The sequence below is a fragment of the Pseudomonas sp. MN1F genome (assembly GCF_009391885.1).
In the GTDB taxonomy this organism is placed as follows: domain Bacteria; phylum Pseudomonadota; class Gammaproteobacteria; order Pseudomonadales; family Pseudomonadaceae; genus Aquipseudomonas.
The window spans coordinates 93911-108509 of record NZ_VZII01000005.1 but is presented as its reverse complement, the minus strand read 5'-3'; the positions used below and the strand labels follow the sequence as shown (position 1 = coordinate 108509).

The 14599-nt window shown below is 61.8% G+C and carries 16 protein-coding genes; 13 read left to right on the top strand and 3 right to left on the bottom strand.

Annotation, left to right across the window (positions count from 1 at the left end; translation table 11 throughout):
• Window positions 1–204 precede the first annotated feature (204 nt).
• The 8 genes from F6X59_RS02445 (at window position 205) to F6X59_RS02410 (ending at window position 5524) form a co-directional block, all read left to right on the top strand.
• Entirely contained in the window at window positions 205–1134 is a 930-nt protein-coding gene (locus tag F6X59_RS02445) for a helix-turn-helix domain-containing protein (RefSeq protein ID WP_152954237.1), read from the top strand.
• Between the two features lie 10 nt (window positions 1135–1144).
• Window positions 1145–2077 (top strand): pca operon transcription factor PcaQ, encoded by a 933-nt coding sequence (pcaQ, locus tag F6X59_RS02440; RefSeq protein WP_152954236.1) that lies wholly within the window; start codon window positions 1145–1147, stop codon window positions 2075–2077.
• 217 nt (window positions 2078–2294) lie between these two features.
• Complete coding sequence (locus tag F6X59_RS02435) at window positions 2295–3050, top strand: FKBP-type peptidyl-prolyl cis-trans isomerase (protein ID WP_027918134.1); 756 nt, start codon at window positions 2295–2297, stop codon at window positions 3048–3050.
• Window positions 3051–3329: 279 nt separating this feature from the next.
• On the top strand, window positions 3330–3767 hold the full coding sequence (locus F6X59_RS02430) for a YkvA family protein (RefSeq protein WP_152954235.1): 438 nt from the start codon (window positions 3330–3332) through the stop codon (window positions 3765–3767).
• A 78-nt stretch (window positions 3768–3845) separates the two neighbouring features.
• Window positions 3846–4016, top strand: a complete 171-nt coding sequence (locus tag F6X59_RS02425) for a YhfG family protein (protein ID WP_152954258.1) — start codon at window positions 3846–3848, stop codon at window positions 4014–4016.
• Window positions 4013–4633 (top strand): Fic family protein, encoded by a 621-nt coding sequence (locus tag F6X59_RS02420; RefSeq protein WP_152954234.1) that lies wholly within the window; start codon window positions 4013–4015, stop codon window positions 4631–4633. Before F6X59_RS02425 ends, F6X59_RS02420 begins: the two co-directional genes overlap by 4 nt.
• A 187-nt stretch (window positions 4634–4820) precedes the next feature.
• Entirely contained in the window at window positions 4821–5159 is a 339-nt protein-coding gene (locus tag F6X59_RS02415; RefSeq protein ID WP_152954233.1) for a helix-turn-helix transcriptional regulator, read from the top strand.
• The gene (locus tag F6X59_RS02410) at window positions 5156–5524 is read left to right on the top strand and encodes a hypothetical protein (RefSeq protein WP_027918137.1); all 369 of its coding nucleotides are present in this window, start codon (window positions 5156–5158) and stop codon (window positions 5522–5524) included. Before F6X59_RS02415 ends, F6X59_RS02410 begins: the two co-directional genes overlap by 4 nt.
• 19 nt (window positions 5525–5543) lie before the next feature.
• Here the strand turns inward: F6X59_RS02410 and F6X59_RS02405 are convergent, their stop codons facing one another.
• Window positions 5544–6494, bottom strand: a complete 951-nt coding sequence (locus F6X59_RS02405) for an EAL domain-containing protein (RefSeq protein ID WP_152954232.1) — start codon at window positions 6492–6494, stop codon at window positions 5544–5546.
• A 265-nt stretch (window positions 6495–6759) separates the two neighbouring features.
• On the opposite strand from F6X59_RS02405, the gene F6X59_RS02400 reads away from it, so the two are divergent.
• From F6X59_RS02400 to F6X59_RS02385, 4 genes are read left to right on the top strand one after another with little or no spacing between them, the layout of a single operon-like run.
• Window positions 6760–7653, top strand: a complete 894-nt coding sequence (locus tag F6X59_RS02400; RefSeq protein ID WP_152954231.1) for an OmpA family protein — start codon at window positions 6760–6762, stop codon at window positions 7651–7653.
• A gap of 31 nt (window positions 7654–7684) precedes the next feature.
• The gene (locus F6X59_RS02395) at window positions 7685–8233 is read left to right on the top strand and encodes a hypothetical protein (RefSeq protein WP_152954230.1); all 549 of its coding nucleotides are present in this window, start codon (window positions 7685–7687) and stop codon (window positions 8231–8233) included.
• A gap of 14 nt (window positions 8234–8247) precedes the next feature.
• Entirely contained in the window at window positions 8248–9801 is a 1554-nt protein-coding gene (locus F6X59_RS02390; RefSeq protein ID WP_152954229.1) for a hypothetical protein, read from the top strand.
• On the top strand, window positions 9802–10632 hold the full coding sequence (locus tag F6X59_RS02385) for a hypothetical protein (protein WP_152954228.1): 831 nt from the start codon (window positions 9802–9804) through the stop codon (window positions 10630–10632).
• A 64-nt stretch (window positions 10633–10696) separates the two neighbouring features.
• Here F6X59_RS02385 and F6X59_RS02380 read toward each other — a convergent pair whose 3' ends face one another.
• Window positions 10697–12778, bottom strand: a complete 2082-nt coding sequence (locus F6X59_RS02380; protein WP_178120023.1) for a carboxy terminal-processing peptidase — start codon at window positions 12776–12778, stop codon at window positions 10697–10699.
• Between the two features lie 143 nt (window positions 12779–12921).
• Between F6X59_RS02380 and F6X59_RS02375 the strand changes: the two genes are divergently transcribed.
• Window positions 12922–13884: an NAD(P)H-quinone oxidoreductase gene (locus F6X59_RS02375; protein WP_372240282.1), complete on the top strand. Its 963-nt coding sequence runs from the start codon at window positions 12922–12924 to the stop codon at window positions 13882–13884.
• Window positions 13885–13945: 61 nt separating this feature from the next.
• Here F6X59_RS02375 and F6X59_RS02370 read toward each other — a convergent pair whose 3' ends face one another.
• Window positions 13946–14599: an HAD family phosphatase gene (locus F6X59_RS02370; protein ID WP_152954226.1), complete on the bottom strand. Its 654-nt coding sequence runs from the start codon at window positions 14597–14599 to the stop codon at window positions 13946–13948.

The following is a 14599-nucleotide window of genomic DNA, read 5'->3' as shown; positions in this document are numbered from 1 at the left end:
TTAGACCGTTTTTTTCACGGCAGGCGGGGCAGCGCTGCGCTGTCCAAGAAATTTCATAAGTGGGGTTTTGTTCGTATTTTCTGCTGGATGTCCCGTTTTTTGCGGGTTGCGTGGATTTGCTGTTGCGCAGGTTTTTGCAGAAGGGGTTAAATTGCAGAGTTTGGACATCGTACAACTTATAGCCCCGCAACCCGGAGATTGCCCATGCCCCCCAAGCGCGAGGTTCCGACCTACGTCATGCAGCAGCGCAGCGAGCTGATGGATTTCTACATCCGCGACCAGCGCGGCCGCCCCGCCGAAACCGCGCCGCATCGCCACGAGTACTTCCAGATTCAGATCAATTTCGGTGGCGACACGGTGCAGCACATCGGCAGCGTGCAGCGCCCCTTCAGGCGCAACACCCTGGCCTTCATCCTGCCGCATCGGGTGCATGTGATCCCGCACCCGGCTGACAGCGATTTCGTGGTGATCAATTTCTCCCAGACGTTCCTGTTGCCGCACCTGGCCTGCGACCCGATGGACCTGGAAGAGGTGTCGATCCTGCAGGCTCCGGAATTGTCACCGTTCCGCTTCCAGGAACATCTCGACTTCTGCCTTGATGAGGCCGAGTTCGCCGAGGTGCGGCAGGTTCTCGAACGCATGCGCGCACTGGATGCCAACCGCCGTTTCGGCACCCGCGAAGTGCTCAAGGGCCTGCTGCTGCAGTTGATCGGCCAGGTTTGCGGCCTGTACGCCGAGCCGCTGCGCGAACTGGCTGACAGCAATGCCGCGCAGCTCAGCCGCCGCGCCGCGCTGGGGCGCATGAGCGAGTACCTGCGCCGGCATATCGACGACCCCGACCTGAACCTGCAGAAAGTCGCCGCCGCCACTTACTTGTCGCCGACCTACCTGACCCACTGGCTGCGCAAGGAAATCGGCAAGACCTTCAGCGAGCTGGTGCTGGAGCGGCGCATGCACACTGCACGCAACTACCTGCTCAATGGCAGCCGCCCGGTGGGCGAGGTGGCGCGGCTCTGTGGCTTCGCCGATGAGGCCTACTTCTCCCGGCGCTTCCGCCAGATCCACGGCCTGCCGCCTGGGCAGTTCCGCCGCCAGCAGCGCGACCCGGATACGCCGCAGGTGGCGATGCGGTAAGCTTGCCGGCATGAACCTCGACACCCGTATCAAGTACCGCCACCTGCTGTGTTTCCTGGAGATTGCCCGGCAGGGCAGCCTGGCCAGGGCGGCGGACATCCTGGCGATCAGCCAGCCGGCGATCTCCAAGACGCTCAAGGAGCTAGAAGACCTGCTCGAAGCGCGTCTGTTCGAGCGCAGCCGCCAGGGCGTCGAGCTGACCCCGGCTGGCACCCGCTTCATGCGTTACGCCGGGCCCAGCGTGCAGGCGCTGCGTGATGGCGTGAGCAGCCTGCGCGGTGAAGCGCGGGCGCCGTCGCAGGTGCGTATTGGTGTGCTGTCGACGGTCGAGGGGCTGCTGATGCCTGAGGTGCTGTGCCGCCTGCATCAGCGCCATGAGGCCTTGGTGATCAGCGTGGTCACCGGGGTCAGTGCGCAGTTGCTCGGGCAACTGCACCTGGGCGAGCTGGAGCTGGTGGTCGGGCGCATGACCGACAGCCCGCAGATTCAGGGGCTGTCATTCGAGCACCTGTACAGCGAGTCCATGGCCCTGGTGGTGCGCCCCGGTCATCCCTTGCTGGCGAGCGCACCGGTGGAGCGGCAGCGGGTCGGGCAGTATCCGTTGGTGCTGCCACCGCCGGGTACCACCATCCGCCAGCATGCAGACAGCCTGTTTGTGCAGTGCGGCATCCAGATGCCGGCGCAGCGGCTGGAAACCTTGTCGTTGGCGCTGAGCCGGCGTTATCTGCTGGGCAGTGACGCATTATGGGTGGCGCCGCGTGATGCGGTGCTGCTGGATTTGCGCCGGGGTGAGCTGGCCGAAGTTGACCTCGGCGTGCGCGAGCCGGGCGGTTCGGTGGGCATCTGCCGCAATGCGGCATTGCCGTTGAGTCTGCAGGGGCAGTGGGTGTGCGAGGTGCTGCGCGAGCTCGCTGAGCAGTACCGGGAAGGCGCGTATCCCTGATCAGAACTGCCAGAAATAAAAAGCCACAAAAACCAGGAAAACCCGGCACAAAGGGTCAATACTGGCCAATGGCTGTACAGCATCCATGAAGAAGCCTTTACCTACTGAACTTCCTTACGAAAACCCGCTCTTATGCCGGTAGCCATTGGTGATGGCCGCCTGATAAGCTCGCGGCTTTACCCTGATTGCCCTTATGGCGCATGAACAAGGAAATAGCATGAAACAGCATCGTCTGGCGGCTGCGGTTGCCCTGGTAGGCCTGGTACTGGCTGGCTGCGATCAACAAGCCAGCAGCCCCGAGCTGAAGACTCCGGCACAGAAAGCCTCCTACGGTATCGGCCTGAACATGGGCAAGAGCCTGGCTCAGGAAGGCATGGAAGACCTTGATTCGAAAGCAGTCGCCCTCGGCATCGAAGACGCTGTCGGCAAGAAAGAGCAACGCATCAAGGACGAAGAACTGGTAGAAGCCTTCACCGCGCTGCAGAAGCGCGCCGAAGAACGCCTGGCCAAGGCCAGCGAAGAAGCTGCCAGCGCCGGCAAGAAATTCCTCGAAGAAAACGCCAAGAAGCCTGGCGTGGTTACCACCGCCTCGGGCCTGCAGTACGAAGTCGTGAAGAAGGCTGACGGCCCGCAGCCGAAGCCGACCGACGTGGTCACCGTTCACTACGAAGGCAAGCTGATCGATGGCAAGGTGTTCGACAGCTCGGTCGAGCGCGGCAGCCCGATCGACCTGCCCGTCAGCGGTGTGATCCCAGGCTGGGTCGAAGGCCTGCAGCTGATGCACGTTGGCGAGAAGTACAAGCTGTTCATCCCGGCTGAACTGGCCTACGGCGCCCAGAGCCCGAGCCCGCTGATCCCGGCCAACTCGGTCCTGGTGTTCGACCTGGAACTGATCGCCATCAAGGACCCGGCCCAACTGCAGGGTGGCGAAGCGCCAGAAGCTGAAGCTCCGGCCGAAGCACCTGCCAAGTAATAACGGCTGGTACCTGCACAACGCCCCGTCCTGACGGGGCGTTGTCGTTTGTGGGGGATCATTCGGCGAACCTCGTGCGGCTGGCACTGTCCGAGCAAGGGCAGAGTGAAGAAGCCGGAAGCTTCTGACGCAAAACGTTTGCGGATCTGAAACGACTGTGTAAAAAACGCCCGATCTGACCGGGGCCCTTGCCTTGTGGGCGCCCGCCGTCACAAACTTCGCCCTGTTCACAAGGTTATCCACAATAAATGTGGATAACCTTCCCCTGCTGGAGGCTCCATGAGCGCCTGGAATTTCGCCCGTTTCCTGCCCCTGGCCGAGCGCCTGCTCAGCCGTGGCCGGTTGCCGGCCTTGCTGTTCGCAGTGGCCCGCAAAGGCCCGCGCATCGGCCAGTTGCGCGATGACGTCAAGCTGCTGCAGTCGCTTTGCCTGGCCTGGTGGCGGGGTGAGTACCGCGCCATCAGCCCCAAGGCACTGGTGACCATCGTCGCCGGCTTGCTGTACTTCGTCAGCCCCATCGACGCCATCCCCGACTGGATTCTCGGCGTCGGTTTTCTCGATGACATCGCCGTGCTCGGCTGGGTGTTGAAGACCGTGGCTGATGAGCTGGCGCGCTTCAAGGCCTGGCGCGACAGCCAGGCGCCTGAGCGCCTGCGGGTGGTCGAACGCCTGCCCGACACCCCCGAAGCACTGCGCCTGGAGCGCAAAGCGCACTGACATGTGGGGAAGGCAATTGCCCAAATGGACGCCTTGATCAGCTACAATCTGAAGGCACGTAACCGTAAGGTCGAAGATATGGAAAAGCTCAGTCTGGAAGCCAAGAAAGCCTGGTATGCCAAGCATCGCAAAGCCAACTATGCAGCCAGCCTTCGGCTTGAGGGATTCTGCGTGTCTAAAGATGATGGTGAAATCAAGTTGCCCACTCGTGTTGCTGCGCTCAAGGCTGTGCAGCTGGTCAAGGCTTGAGAAGGGACAAGTACGGTGCTGAACAAGACTCGGATTGCTATCCGGGAACTGACGTACTCATAAATCTGCTCGACCTGCGCGATCCTGAAGACCTTGAGGATGCCGAGCGTTATCTCAGCGCAATCGCGGCTTCCGCTTTAGAGTTCGTGCCTCCTCCCTATAGCCTGGAATCCCTAAGGCAAATTCATTGCGCGCTTTTCTCGAAGATCTACAGCTGGGCGGGAAAACTACGTACTGCTGCAATCAGCAAAGGCAGCACGAGGTTTTGTAGTCCTGAATTCATAGAGCCAGAATCCAGGAAAGAATTCTCGAAAATGGCGGCAGCGAGATGGTTCGAAGATTACTCGCGCGACCAGCTGATCAAAGCGGTGGCAGAGGCCTATGGCACATTGAACGTTGCGCACCCGTTCAGGGAGGGCAATGGACGCACTCAGCGTATCCTTTTTGAGTGGATCATCGTGAACGCGGGGTTCTCCATCAACTGGGATGGTGTGAATAGCGAAGAGTGGGTCGCGGCCAATATCCAATCTTACCTTGGTGATGATGGGCACTTGGCCAATATCTTTGGTCGGTGCATTGGTCAACCGATTCGGGAAGACGACAAGTATTCTCTATAGGCAACCGCCGGCATCAGAACTTGAACAGCACATCAGAATCGCGCTCTCTTGCACTGACGTTGGGCACGCTGATCGGAAATCTCTTACAATGGGATATAACGAAAGGGGAGCAGCCCGATTGCCTTTCGCTATTGGTCGAAAGCCTGTAGCAGGCGCGAAAACGGTAATGCTTACGTAAGGGGGTTGTATGGGTATTCAGGTCATTAGCCGGGACGGTCAGCCCGAGTACGCCGTCGTGCCCTGGGAGCAGTATCAGGCGCTGCTCAGGGCAGCCGGGCAAGCTCCGGCCGAGGTGGCTGGCGAATCAGCGCAACAAAGCGCCCCGGCAGCCAGCCTGCCAGCGTTCAGTGAAGTGGCGCAACTGCGCCAGGCCAAAGGCATCGCCCCAGAGCAGTTGGCGCGTAATGTCGGGGTCAGCCCGGCGTACCTGGCCATGATCGAATCGGGCGAGCGCCAGCCGGATGCTGCAATCCGCCGTGCCCTGGCCTGGCATCTGGGGGTGGCCGGCTGGAGCGAGCCATCATGAGCCAGGTCAGGATCAGCCGACAGCATTGGCAAAACCTGCTGGACGAGCTTGACCTGGCCCGCCGTCAACGCCACCTGCTCACTTACCGTGCGCTGATCGAGCGCCTGCAGTTGCCCAGCCCGGCGATGCAGACCCTCACCGCTGCGCTGGAGTACCTGGCGGTGCTCGATGCCCGCGCCGAGCAGCCACTGCGCAGCTCCTTGGTGATCAGCCAGGGTGCCAGCCGTTTGCCGCGCACCGGCTTTTTCGAGTGCGTGGAGCGCCTGGGGCGTTTTTCGGGGCCGGTAGATGGCATGGAGGCGGCGTCCTGGCATGCCTCCGAGGTCGTTCGGGTGTTTGAGTACAGCTATCCCGAAACAGCCTGATTAATTGCCTGTACCGGCCTCATCGCTGGATTGCCAGCGATGAGGCCGGTACAGGCAATGCATTGCGATGAACCAGGCCACAGGGCATGCCTTCGGCATCGCGAATTTCCAATGACTCCAGGTGCTCATGCCGCCCGAACAGCGCCATGATTTGCCCGATCGTGGCATTCAGGCCCACCGTCGGCTGCTCGACCAGAGCCACGGGCAGCACCTGCGCCAATAGCTGCTGATTCTCCCGCACTCCCATCTCCTGCGGCCGCCCCAGCAGATACCCCTGCACCAGGTCCACACCCATCTCGGTCAACACCGCCAGCTCTTCCGGCAGCTCGATCCCTTCGGCTATCACCTGCGCCTTCGAGGCCCGGGCAATCTGCAGGATGGAGCCGACGAACTCGCGCTTGAGCGGGTCGCGGTGGATGCCATCGATGAAGTGGCGGTCGATCTTCACGTACTCGGGACGCAGCTCCGACCACAGGCGCAGGCTCGAATAGCCCGCGCCGAGGTCGTCCAGGGCGATGGAAAAGCCCATGTCGCGATAGTGATGCAAGGCATTGGACAGCAGCTGGAAATCGTCGGTAGGGGTCTGCTCGGTCAGTTCGATCACCACACGGTTGGGTGCCAGCCCCACTTGTTCGAGCAGCTTGAGGGTGCGCCCGGAAGGGTAGTGCGGTTCCAGCAGCGATTCGGGTGAAATGTTGAGGAACAGCTTGCCGTCGAGCCCCTGCTGGCTGAAGCGTCGGCACGCACTTTCCCGGCACGCGGCCTCCAGTTCGGTCAGGTGACCGGCCTGGCGGGCAATGGCAAACAGGTTCAAGGGTGAATGCAGCGGACTGTTGGACGGGCCCCGGCTCAAGGCTTCATGGCCGAAAATGCGCCGTTCGCTGAGGCAGACGATCGGTTGGAACAGGCTGTGAATGCTGCGCTGAGCCAAAATGGCGCTCAAGGCACTGAGCTGTTCGGCGACGGTCATGGTGAATTCCTGAAGATGAAGAGGCCAGGCAGACGCACCCCGGCCGGTGTATTTCACGACAGTGCAGTGACCATTTGATGACAGCATGCATTAAATTGCCATCATTGTGGGGTAAACGGCATATTCGCCGTTGTATTGGCGTCAATGGCTGTGATGAAATCCCCGCGCCTTTCATTTTTACAAAATTTGTCGTTCAGGGACGAACGTCAGCCAGCGCCTTTGCGTGGTGGGCGCCCTGAGTCAGTGGATTGCTCGGGAGACGGGTTTGTCAGCTTCAAAATACAATGTGCGCAGCACGGCCCTAGCCCTTGCCGTGGCAGTCGGCGTCAGCGGTTGCGCCAGCATCGAAGAGTTTTCCCATACCCATAGCCGCACGGCCAACTGCCTGCTGGGCGGCACGGTCGGCGCCCTGGCAGGGGCGGCAGCAGGGGCGCTCAGCAACAAGGGCAATGGTGCAGTTATCGGTGGTGCGGTCATTGGTGCAGCCGCCGGTTGCGGTGCAGCGCTGGCGTACAAGGACCGCATCGACCGTTTACGCAGCCTGGCCCAGGAAGAACACCTGCAACTTGACGTTGAAACCCTCAACACCCCGGCGGCCACCGCCAGTGCTGCACCACAGGAGGCGGGTTTCGTCGCCCAGGTGCAGGATGAGGGCATGTTCGCTGTCAGCAGTGCCCAGCTCAGCCCCGACGGTGAGCGCCAGGTGCGCAAGTTGGCCAGCGCCTACGGCGGCCAGCGCGATACGGCGATTCTGGTGGTTGGCCACACCGACGCCACCGGCAGCGCGAGCTTCAATCAGCAGCTTTCCGAGCGGCGGGCGCGGGCGGTGGCCAGCATCCTTGCCGAGCAGGGTATTGCACGCCAGCGCATGTACTTTCAGGGGGCAGGGGCCTCACGCCCGGTTGCGGACAACAGTGACCCGATGCAACGTGGCAAGAACCGTCGTGTCGAGTTCGTCGAGGTCAACGACACCGCCACACTGGTCAAGCGCGTGAATGCCGAGCAGAACAATCCCAAGTACCTGGCCCACGGCACGGCGACGGTGGTCAAGTCACCTGCCCGCCAAGGCAAAGCCAGCTGCCAGCTTGCCCGCCAGGCCCAACGCGACGGAAAAGACGGCGGCTCCCGCGGCAAGCGGGCCAGCAATGGTTGTCCGTAGCGGGGCTTTGATCGATTTCGGCGGGGAGGCAGTGTCCAGTAGCCAATGGACACTGGGGCAGACCATCACACCGAAAAGCGGCGGGTTCACACTGGTGTCTCCGGCGTATGCCAGCACAATCCCGGTGAGCAGCTGCGAGGCCGACCAGCCACGCGAAAGCGGCAAGGTGTTCAACCTCGCCAGTGGCCAGGCACTCGACAGCCACCCGACCACCGATTATCTGCCGGGCTACAACAACCGCGTCTGGGCGCAAACTGTCAATGGTCACCTGGTGACCATTTCTCCAGTGTCGATCCTGCGCGTGGATGCGGCGGTCGATCGCCAGCCGTTTATCCAGGTAGTGACTGACTATGCCAAGGGCAATCGCAAGGCGCTGATCAAGGCCGATGCGGTAGCCAACACCTATGAAGGTGAAGACCGCGTGCTGTACCGGGTGTTCCTCAAAGATCCGCAAGCGCCGGTGTCCTGCATGGACGTGGTGTTCAGCAAGGGTAGCGCCAAGGCCACCGATGGCGCGCTGTTTTACCCCCGCCGCGACGGCGAAACCTTTACCGCCCGGTTCGTGCCGGTTCGTACCTGAAACAGGGAAGACACATGCAAGCGTTCAGTTTCAACGAGTTGATGGCATTGGTCGTGGCCAACCGGCTGATCAGTGCCGGGGTCATGCTGGCCTTGGTTGCGGCCATCCTGTGCGTCATGCACTGGAAACAGGTGGTGTATACCGCCATGCGTGTCTGGCACGGCCTGCCGCTGATCGGCACGGTCGCCCGCCTGGCCCGCGCCAGCACCATTGCCGACAAGCGCAAATGGCTACTTAGCGAAACCACTTTGTGCGACGCCTATTACGACTATTACCAGGACGTCGGTGAAAAGAACGCCGAGTACTACAACAAGTGCGAAGCGTATCTGGACGCCATCGGTGAAAGCGATCGCCGTGAACGTCCGCTCTGGGTCCTGGTGTTGACCTTCTTGCTTATCCTGTTCGAAGCCGTCGGTTTCGCTTATGTCCTGGTGCCGTTCATCAACCAGAACCTTTCGAGCAACGACCAGACCTACCTGGGCTGGATGGCGGCGTTCTTGCTGTCGATCATCTCTGCCGGCTTCGCCGAAGCGGCAGGCCGCGCCATTCACCATAACGCCCTGGTCAGCAAGGCTCGGCACTGGTGGGAGAGCGACCCCGAGCGGGGCAGCAATGCTTTGAAGCAGCTGCCGGGTATCCGCATCAAGGATACCTACAGCGATAACGGTGCCAAGGACTACAACCGTATCCTCGCGCGCCTCAATACCAATCACACAGTCACGCCCAAGCGCGGCTGGATCATCGGTTGTGCCCTGGTCGTGCTGATCATGGCCAGCGCGGCGTTTGGCATTCGTGCCTACCAGCTCAAGAGCATCGAGACCGAGATGGTCGGCAACCCGGACATCTTTGCCCAGCAGGTCGAGGGCGAAGCCAGCCCGTTCGAGCTGCCCGATGACTCGGCGACCCTGAACCAGCAGGCTAGCGACAACACTCTGACCGACAAGATGGACGCCATCCGCAGTGCGTCGCTGATCACCTTCGTCGTGCTGTCGGTCATTTACATTGCCATCCAGGCAGTGAGTGTCTGGCTGGCCTCGATCTTCGGTTTCGCGGGTGTGGAGTCGAAGAAGGCCTGGGCGTATTCGCATGCCTTCAACAATGCTGACGAACTCGAACGCTGGATGGAAAACCAGCGCATCCGTATCAGTGCCCATGCCGACCACAAGTTGCGCAAGCTGCAGATGAAGCTGTCGCGTCGCCCGACCACCAACCCGGACGTGGCGGTGGCCATTGACGCCTCGCAGAACCGCGACTTCAACGCCTTCGTGCGCCTTCGCCAGGAAGACAGCCATGCCCGCCAGGCGGCCACTGCCAGCCCAGCCAAGGTAGACCCGCGCGCGCCAGCCGAAGCCGCGCCGCAGGCTGTTGTCGCGGCGCCTCGGGAAGCCTTGCCCGAGATGCCTGCCGCCGCGCCTGCCTCAGCCCTTGACGCCTTGCGCAACAAGGACCTGACGGGCTACAGCGACGAGCAGTTGCGCACCATCTGCCAGGCCAAGGGTTTTGACCTCGGTGCGGTGCTGGCACTGCGCGACGAACAGAAATTGTTGAAAGATTTCGAAGGCGTCTGAATGAAGCTCAAGACCTTGTTCGCCGCACTGCTCTGCCTGCCTGCGCTGGCCCAGGCCAGCGAGCGCAACGACGTTCCCGACTGCTATGGCCATGCCAGGATTGATGCGTTCCGCCAGGCGGGCAGCGGACGTGAGCTGACGGTGATCGTCGACCAGACCATCCCGATGCCCGAGAGCATCCAGAAAGCCGCCTGGGCCCAGGTAAACCGCTTCGTCGGCCCTGGCGACAAGCTGCGCCTTTACAGTTTCTCGGCATTCGTGCCGGGCAAGTACATGCAGCTGCGTTTCGCCGGCGAACTGAATACACCCCTGCCAGGTAATGTTCGTGATGATGTCGGCATGCAGTCGCTGCGTACTTTCGACAAGTGTCTAGCGCAGCAGCAGGCGTTCTTGCACAAGAAATTCGGGCAGGTCTTCGTCCAGACCCTTCGTGAGGCGACCGAGGACATTCCGCGCAGCGAGATTTTTCATTCGCTGCGCGACATCGGTAACGACTTGGCCTCACGCCCGGCCGACGAGCGCGTGATCCTGCTGCTGTCGGACATGCTGGAAAACAGTGACTTCGGGAGTTTCTACGCCAACAACCGAATTCGTGACCTCAACCCGGCGGCTGAGCTCAAGCGTGTTGGCGAGCGCCAGTTGTTCGCCGACCTGCAGGGGGCCCGCGTTTATGTCGCTGGCGCCGGACTGGTGACCCAGGACGTCAAGCACGCCTACCGTTCGGGCAAGACCATGGAGCAGTTGCAGCAATTCTGGAGCGGCTATTTCGCCGGCTCCAACGCCTCGCTGGCGGCATTTGGCACACCGAGCTTGAATGTCGACCTGCAGTAAGTGGCGAAAAAAAGGGGCGAACATGCAAATGTTCGCCCCTTTTTCTTTCAGCCTGTGCTGAGCGTTACTTCTTGGCCATCTTGGTGCTTTCGCTCAGGTAGTCGATGAGGATGCGACCGGTCTCGGCCAGGTAGGCATCGTCTTCCGGCTTGGTCTTGTCATCGTCTTCCGGCAGGGCGTCCTCGTCGACTTTCTTCAGCTCCTTGAGCGGCTCCTCGCCCTTGGCCTTGCGACGGATGTTCTCCATGGCCAACTGCTTGGTTTCGACGTCATCGTGGCGGGCACGGCGCTCCTGCTCGTTGAGGCTGACGGTCTTCTCGTCCATCAACTTCTGGGTCAGGGCCAGGCGGTCACGGATGTAGGTGAACTCGGCATCCTTGGCGCTGCGTGCGTCATGCTTGGCCTTGAGGTCGGCCAGGAACGGCTTGAACGGGTCGACTGCTGGCTTGACCACCGGGCGGATGGTGTCCCACGGCATGGCCTCAGGCAGGGCGCTTTCGCCGATTTCCTTGGTGTCGATGATCGACGGGTAGTCGATGTCCGGGAGCACGCCCTGGTGCTGGGTGCTCTGCCCGGAGACCCGGTAGAACTTGGCCAGGGTCAGCTTCAGCTCGCCATGGTTGAGGGGCTGGATGGTCTGCACGGTGCCTTTGCCAAAGGTCTGGCCACCGATGATCAGCGCACGGTGGTAGTCCTGCATGGCGCCGGCGAAGATCTCCGAGGCCGAGGCCGACAGGCGGTTGACCAGCAGCGCCATCGGGCCTTTGTAGAAGGCACCGGGGTTTTCGTCCTCGAGCACATCGACGCGGCCGTCGCTGTTGCGTACCAGCACGGTCGGGCCTTTCTCGATGAACAGGCTGGTCAGCTCGGTGGCTTCCTGCAGGGAGCCGCCGCCGTTGTTGCGCAGGTCGATGACCACGCCGTCGACTTTTTCCTTCTGCAGCTCGGTGAGCAGTTTCTTCACGTCGCGCGTGGTGCTCTTGTACTCAGGGTCACCGGCACGGTAGGCCTTGAAGTCCAGGTAGAAGGCTGGGATTTCGATGATGCCGAGCTTGTAGTCACGCCCGTCCTGCTTGAGCTTGAGCACCGACTTTTTCGCCGCCTGCTCTTCGAGCTTCACGGCTTCGCGGGTGATCGAGACGATCTTGCTGGTCTGGTCGCTTGGCGCATTGCTGGCCGGGATGACTTCAAGGCGTACTATCGAGCCTTTCGGACCACGGATCAGCTTGACCACTTCGTCCAGGCGCCAGCCGACCACGTCGACCATTTCCTTGTTGCCCTGGGCGACACCGATGATCTTGTCGGCCGGTGCCACCTGCTTGGTCTTGGCGGCCGGGCCTGCCGGCACCAGGCGCACGATCTTGACCTGGTCGTTGTCGCTCTGCAGCACCGCGCCGATGCCTTCGAGCGACAGGCTCATGTTGATGTCGAAGTTTTCCGCGTTGTCCGGCGACAGGTAGTTGGTGTGCGGGTCGTAGGACTGGGCGAAGGTATTGATATAGGCCTGGAAGATGTCCTCGGCACGGGTCTGGTCCAGGCGCGCCAGCTGGTTCTTGTAGCGCTTGGTCAGGGTTTCCTGGATCTGCTTCGGCTCTTTGCCGGCGATCTTCTGGCGCAGCACCTCGTCCTTGACGCGTTTGCGCCACAGCTCGTCGAGCGCGGCCTGGTCCTTCTCCCACGGAGCATCCTTGCGGTCGATCAGCAAGGTTTCCTTGGTGGTGAAGTCCATCTTGTCGACGCCCTTGCCCAGCTCGGCCAGGGCGAAGTCCAGGCGCTGCTTGACGCGGTCGAGGTAGCGTTTGTAGATGGTGAAGCCGGGGTCGAGGTTGCCGCTCTTGAGGAAGTCGTCGAACTGCGTCTTCCACTTGTCGAATTCGGCGATGTCGGCTGCGGTGAAGTAGCTGCGGGCCGGGTCGAGCAGCTTGATGTAGCTGTCGTAGATGATCACCGAGCGGGCGTCATCGAGCGGTGGCTTGCTGTAGTGGTGACGCTTGAGCAGCTCCACCACGTTAAGGCTGGCGACGATTTCGTCGCGGTCCGGCTGCAGGCTGTCCCACTTGTTGGCGGCCGCCGCATTGCCGCCGAGCGTGAGGCTGCCCAGGCCAACCATGAGGGCCAGGGCGGTGCTTGGGAGGAAATGCTTCATGCTGATTCGACGTGGAGGCAATTGATCACGCATAGTAGGCCGTCTTTTCCGTTCGCCGGTTCCATCGGAGCCGGGCAAATACTGCAAAAAGCCTGGGGAGCGGGCTCCTCAGGCTCAGTCTGTGATTCAACTATGGAGGCACTGTGAAGGCATTGCAAGGCGTTGACGGACATGTGGCCTGGGTCGAGGCCGAACGCCCGGCCTGTGACGCGGGCCAAGTGCGCATTCGCGTGGCTGCTGCGGGATTGAACCGCGCCGATCTGCTGCAGATGAAGGGCCTGTATCCACCGCCGCCAGGCGCCAGCCCGTACATGGGCCTGGAGTGCGCCGGGGTGATCGAGGAAGTCGGCGCTGGCGCTGATTGGCGTGTGGGCGACCGCGTCTGCGCGCTGTTGGCCAGCGGTGCCATGGCCGAACAAGTGGTGGTCGATGCCCGCCACGTATTGCCGGTGCCAGAGGGCCTGAGCCTGCACCAAGCGGCGGCGCTGCCGGAGGTGTATGCCACGGCGTGGTTGAACATCTTCCAGCTGGGCAAGGTGAAGGCCGGTGAGAAGGTGCTGGTGCATGCTGGCGCCAGTGGTGTGGGCTCGGCGGCGATCCAGCTGTGCAAGGCCTTTGGCAGCCCGGTATGGGTCAGTGTCGGCTCCCAGGACCGCCTGGACTACTGTGAGGCGCTGGGTGCTGCGGGTGGCGTGGTGCGTAACCAGGATCTCGATGCGCTGGAAGGCTTCGGGCCGTTCGATGTGATTCTGGACCCGGTGGGTGCCAGTTACGGCGAGCTCAACCTCAAGTTGCTGGCCCGTGACGGGCGTTGGGTGATCATCGGCCTGATGGGCGGGCGCAAGTTCGAACTGGACCTGGCACAGGTGCTGGGCAAGCGCCTGGAGATCACCGGATCCACGTTGCGCAACCGCGACGACGGCTTCAAGGCCGAACTGCTGCGTGATCTGCAGCAGCAGGTGTGGCCGCTGTTTGCCGAAGGTCGCCTGTCGCCGCAACTGGTCGATACCTACCCGGTGGAGTTTGCCCAAGCGGCGTATGCCGAGCTTGAGAGCAACCAGGTGTCTGGCAAACTGGTGATGGTGATCGACCCAAGCCTTGCGTAAGCAGGCCCGGCCTCTTCGCGGGCTTGCCCCCGCGAAAGGGTCGGAACAGGTGCCATGACTCTCACGTCCAGCTCAAGACCGGCCAATCATTTTTCTCGGCATGCTCCCTGAGCACCGCATCCGGATTCACCACATGCGGGTAATCGACCTTCAGCAACAGCGGCAGGTCATTGCGCGAATCGGAATAGAAACTCGCCCCCTCAAGGTTCTCCTGCTCCTGATCCAGCCATTCCAGTAACCGGGTGATCTTGCCCTCGCGGTAGGTCAACACGCCGTGAGTCTTACCGGTATACACCCCGTTCACCGCCTCCAGCTCGATCGCCAGGTACTCATCCACCCCCAGCCGCGCCGCAATCGGCCCGACCAGGTGCGTGCCTGAGGCAGAAATGATCAGTATCCGGTCGCCCCGCTGGCGATGCTCGGCAATACAGCGGCAGGCGTCGCCGTAGATGAGCGGCTCGATCACTTCTTCGACCCACGGCGCCACCAGATGCTCGACTTCCTCCAGCGTGCGCCCGGCAATCGGCTCCAGGCTGAAGGCCATGTAGTCCTCCATTTGCAGGTGGCCCTTGCCGTAAGCGGCCATCAGTTCATGGTCGCGGCGCAGGAACTCCTTGCCGTCGACCCAGCCCAGCCGGGCCATCTGTTCGCTCCACAGCGACGCGCAGTCGCCGTGGATCAGGGTTTCGTCCAGATCGAAAATTGCCAGTGCCAT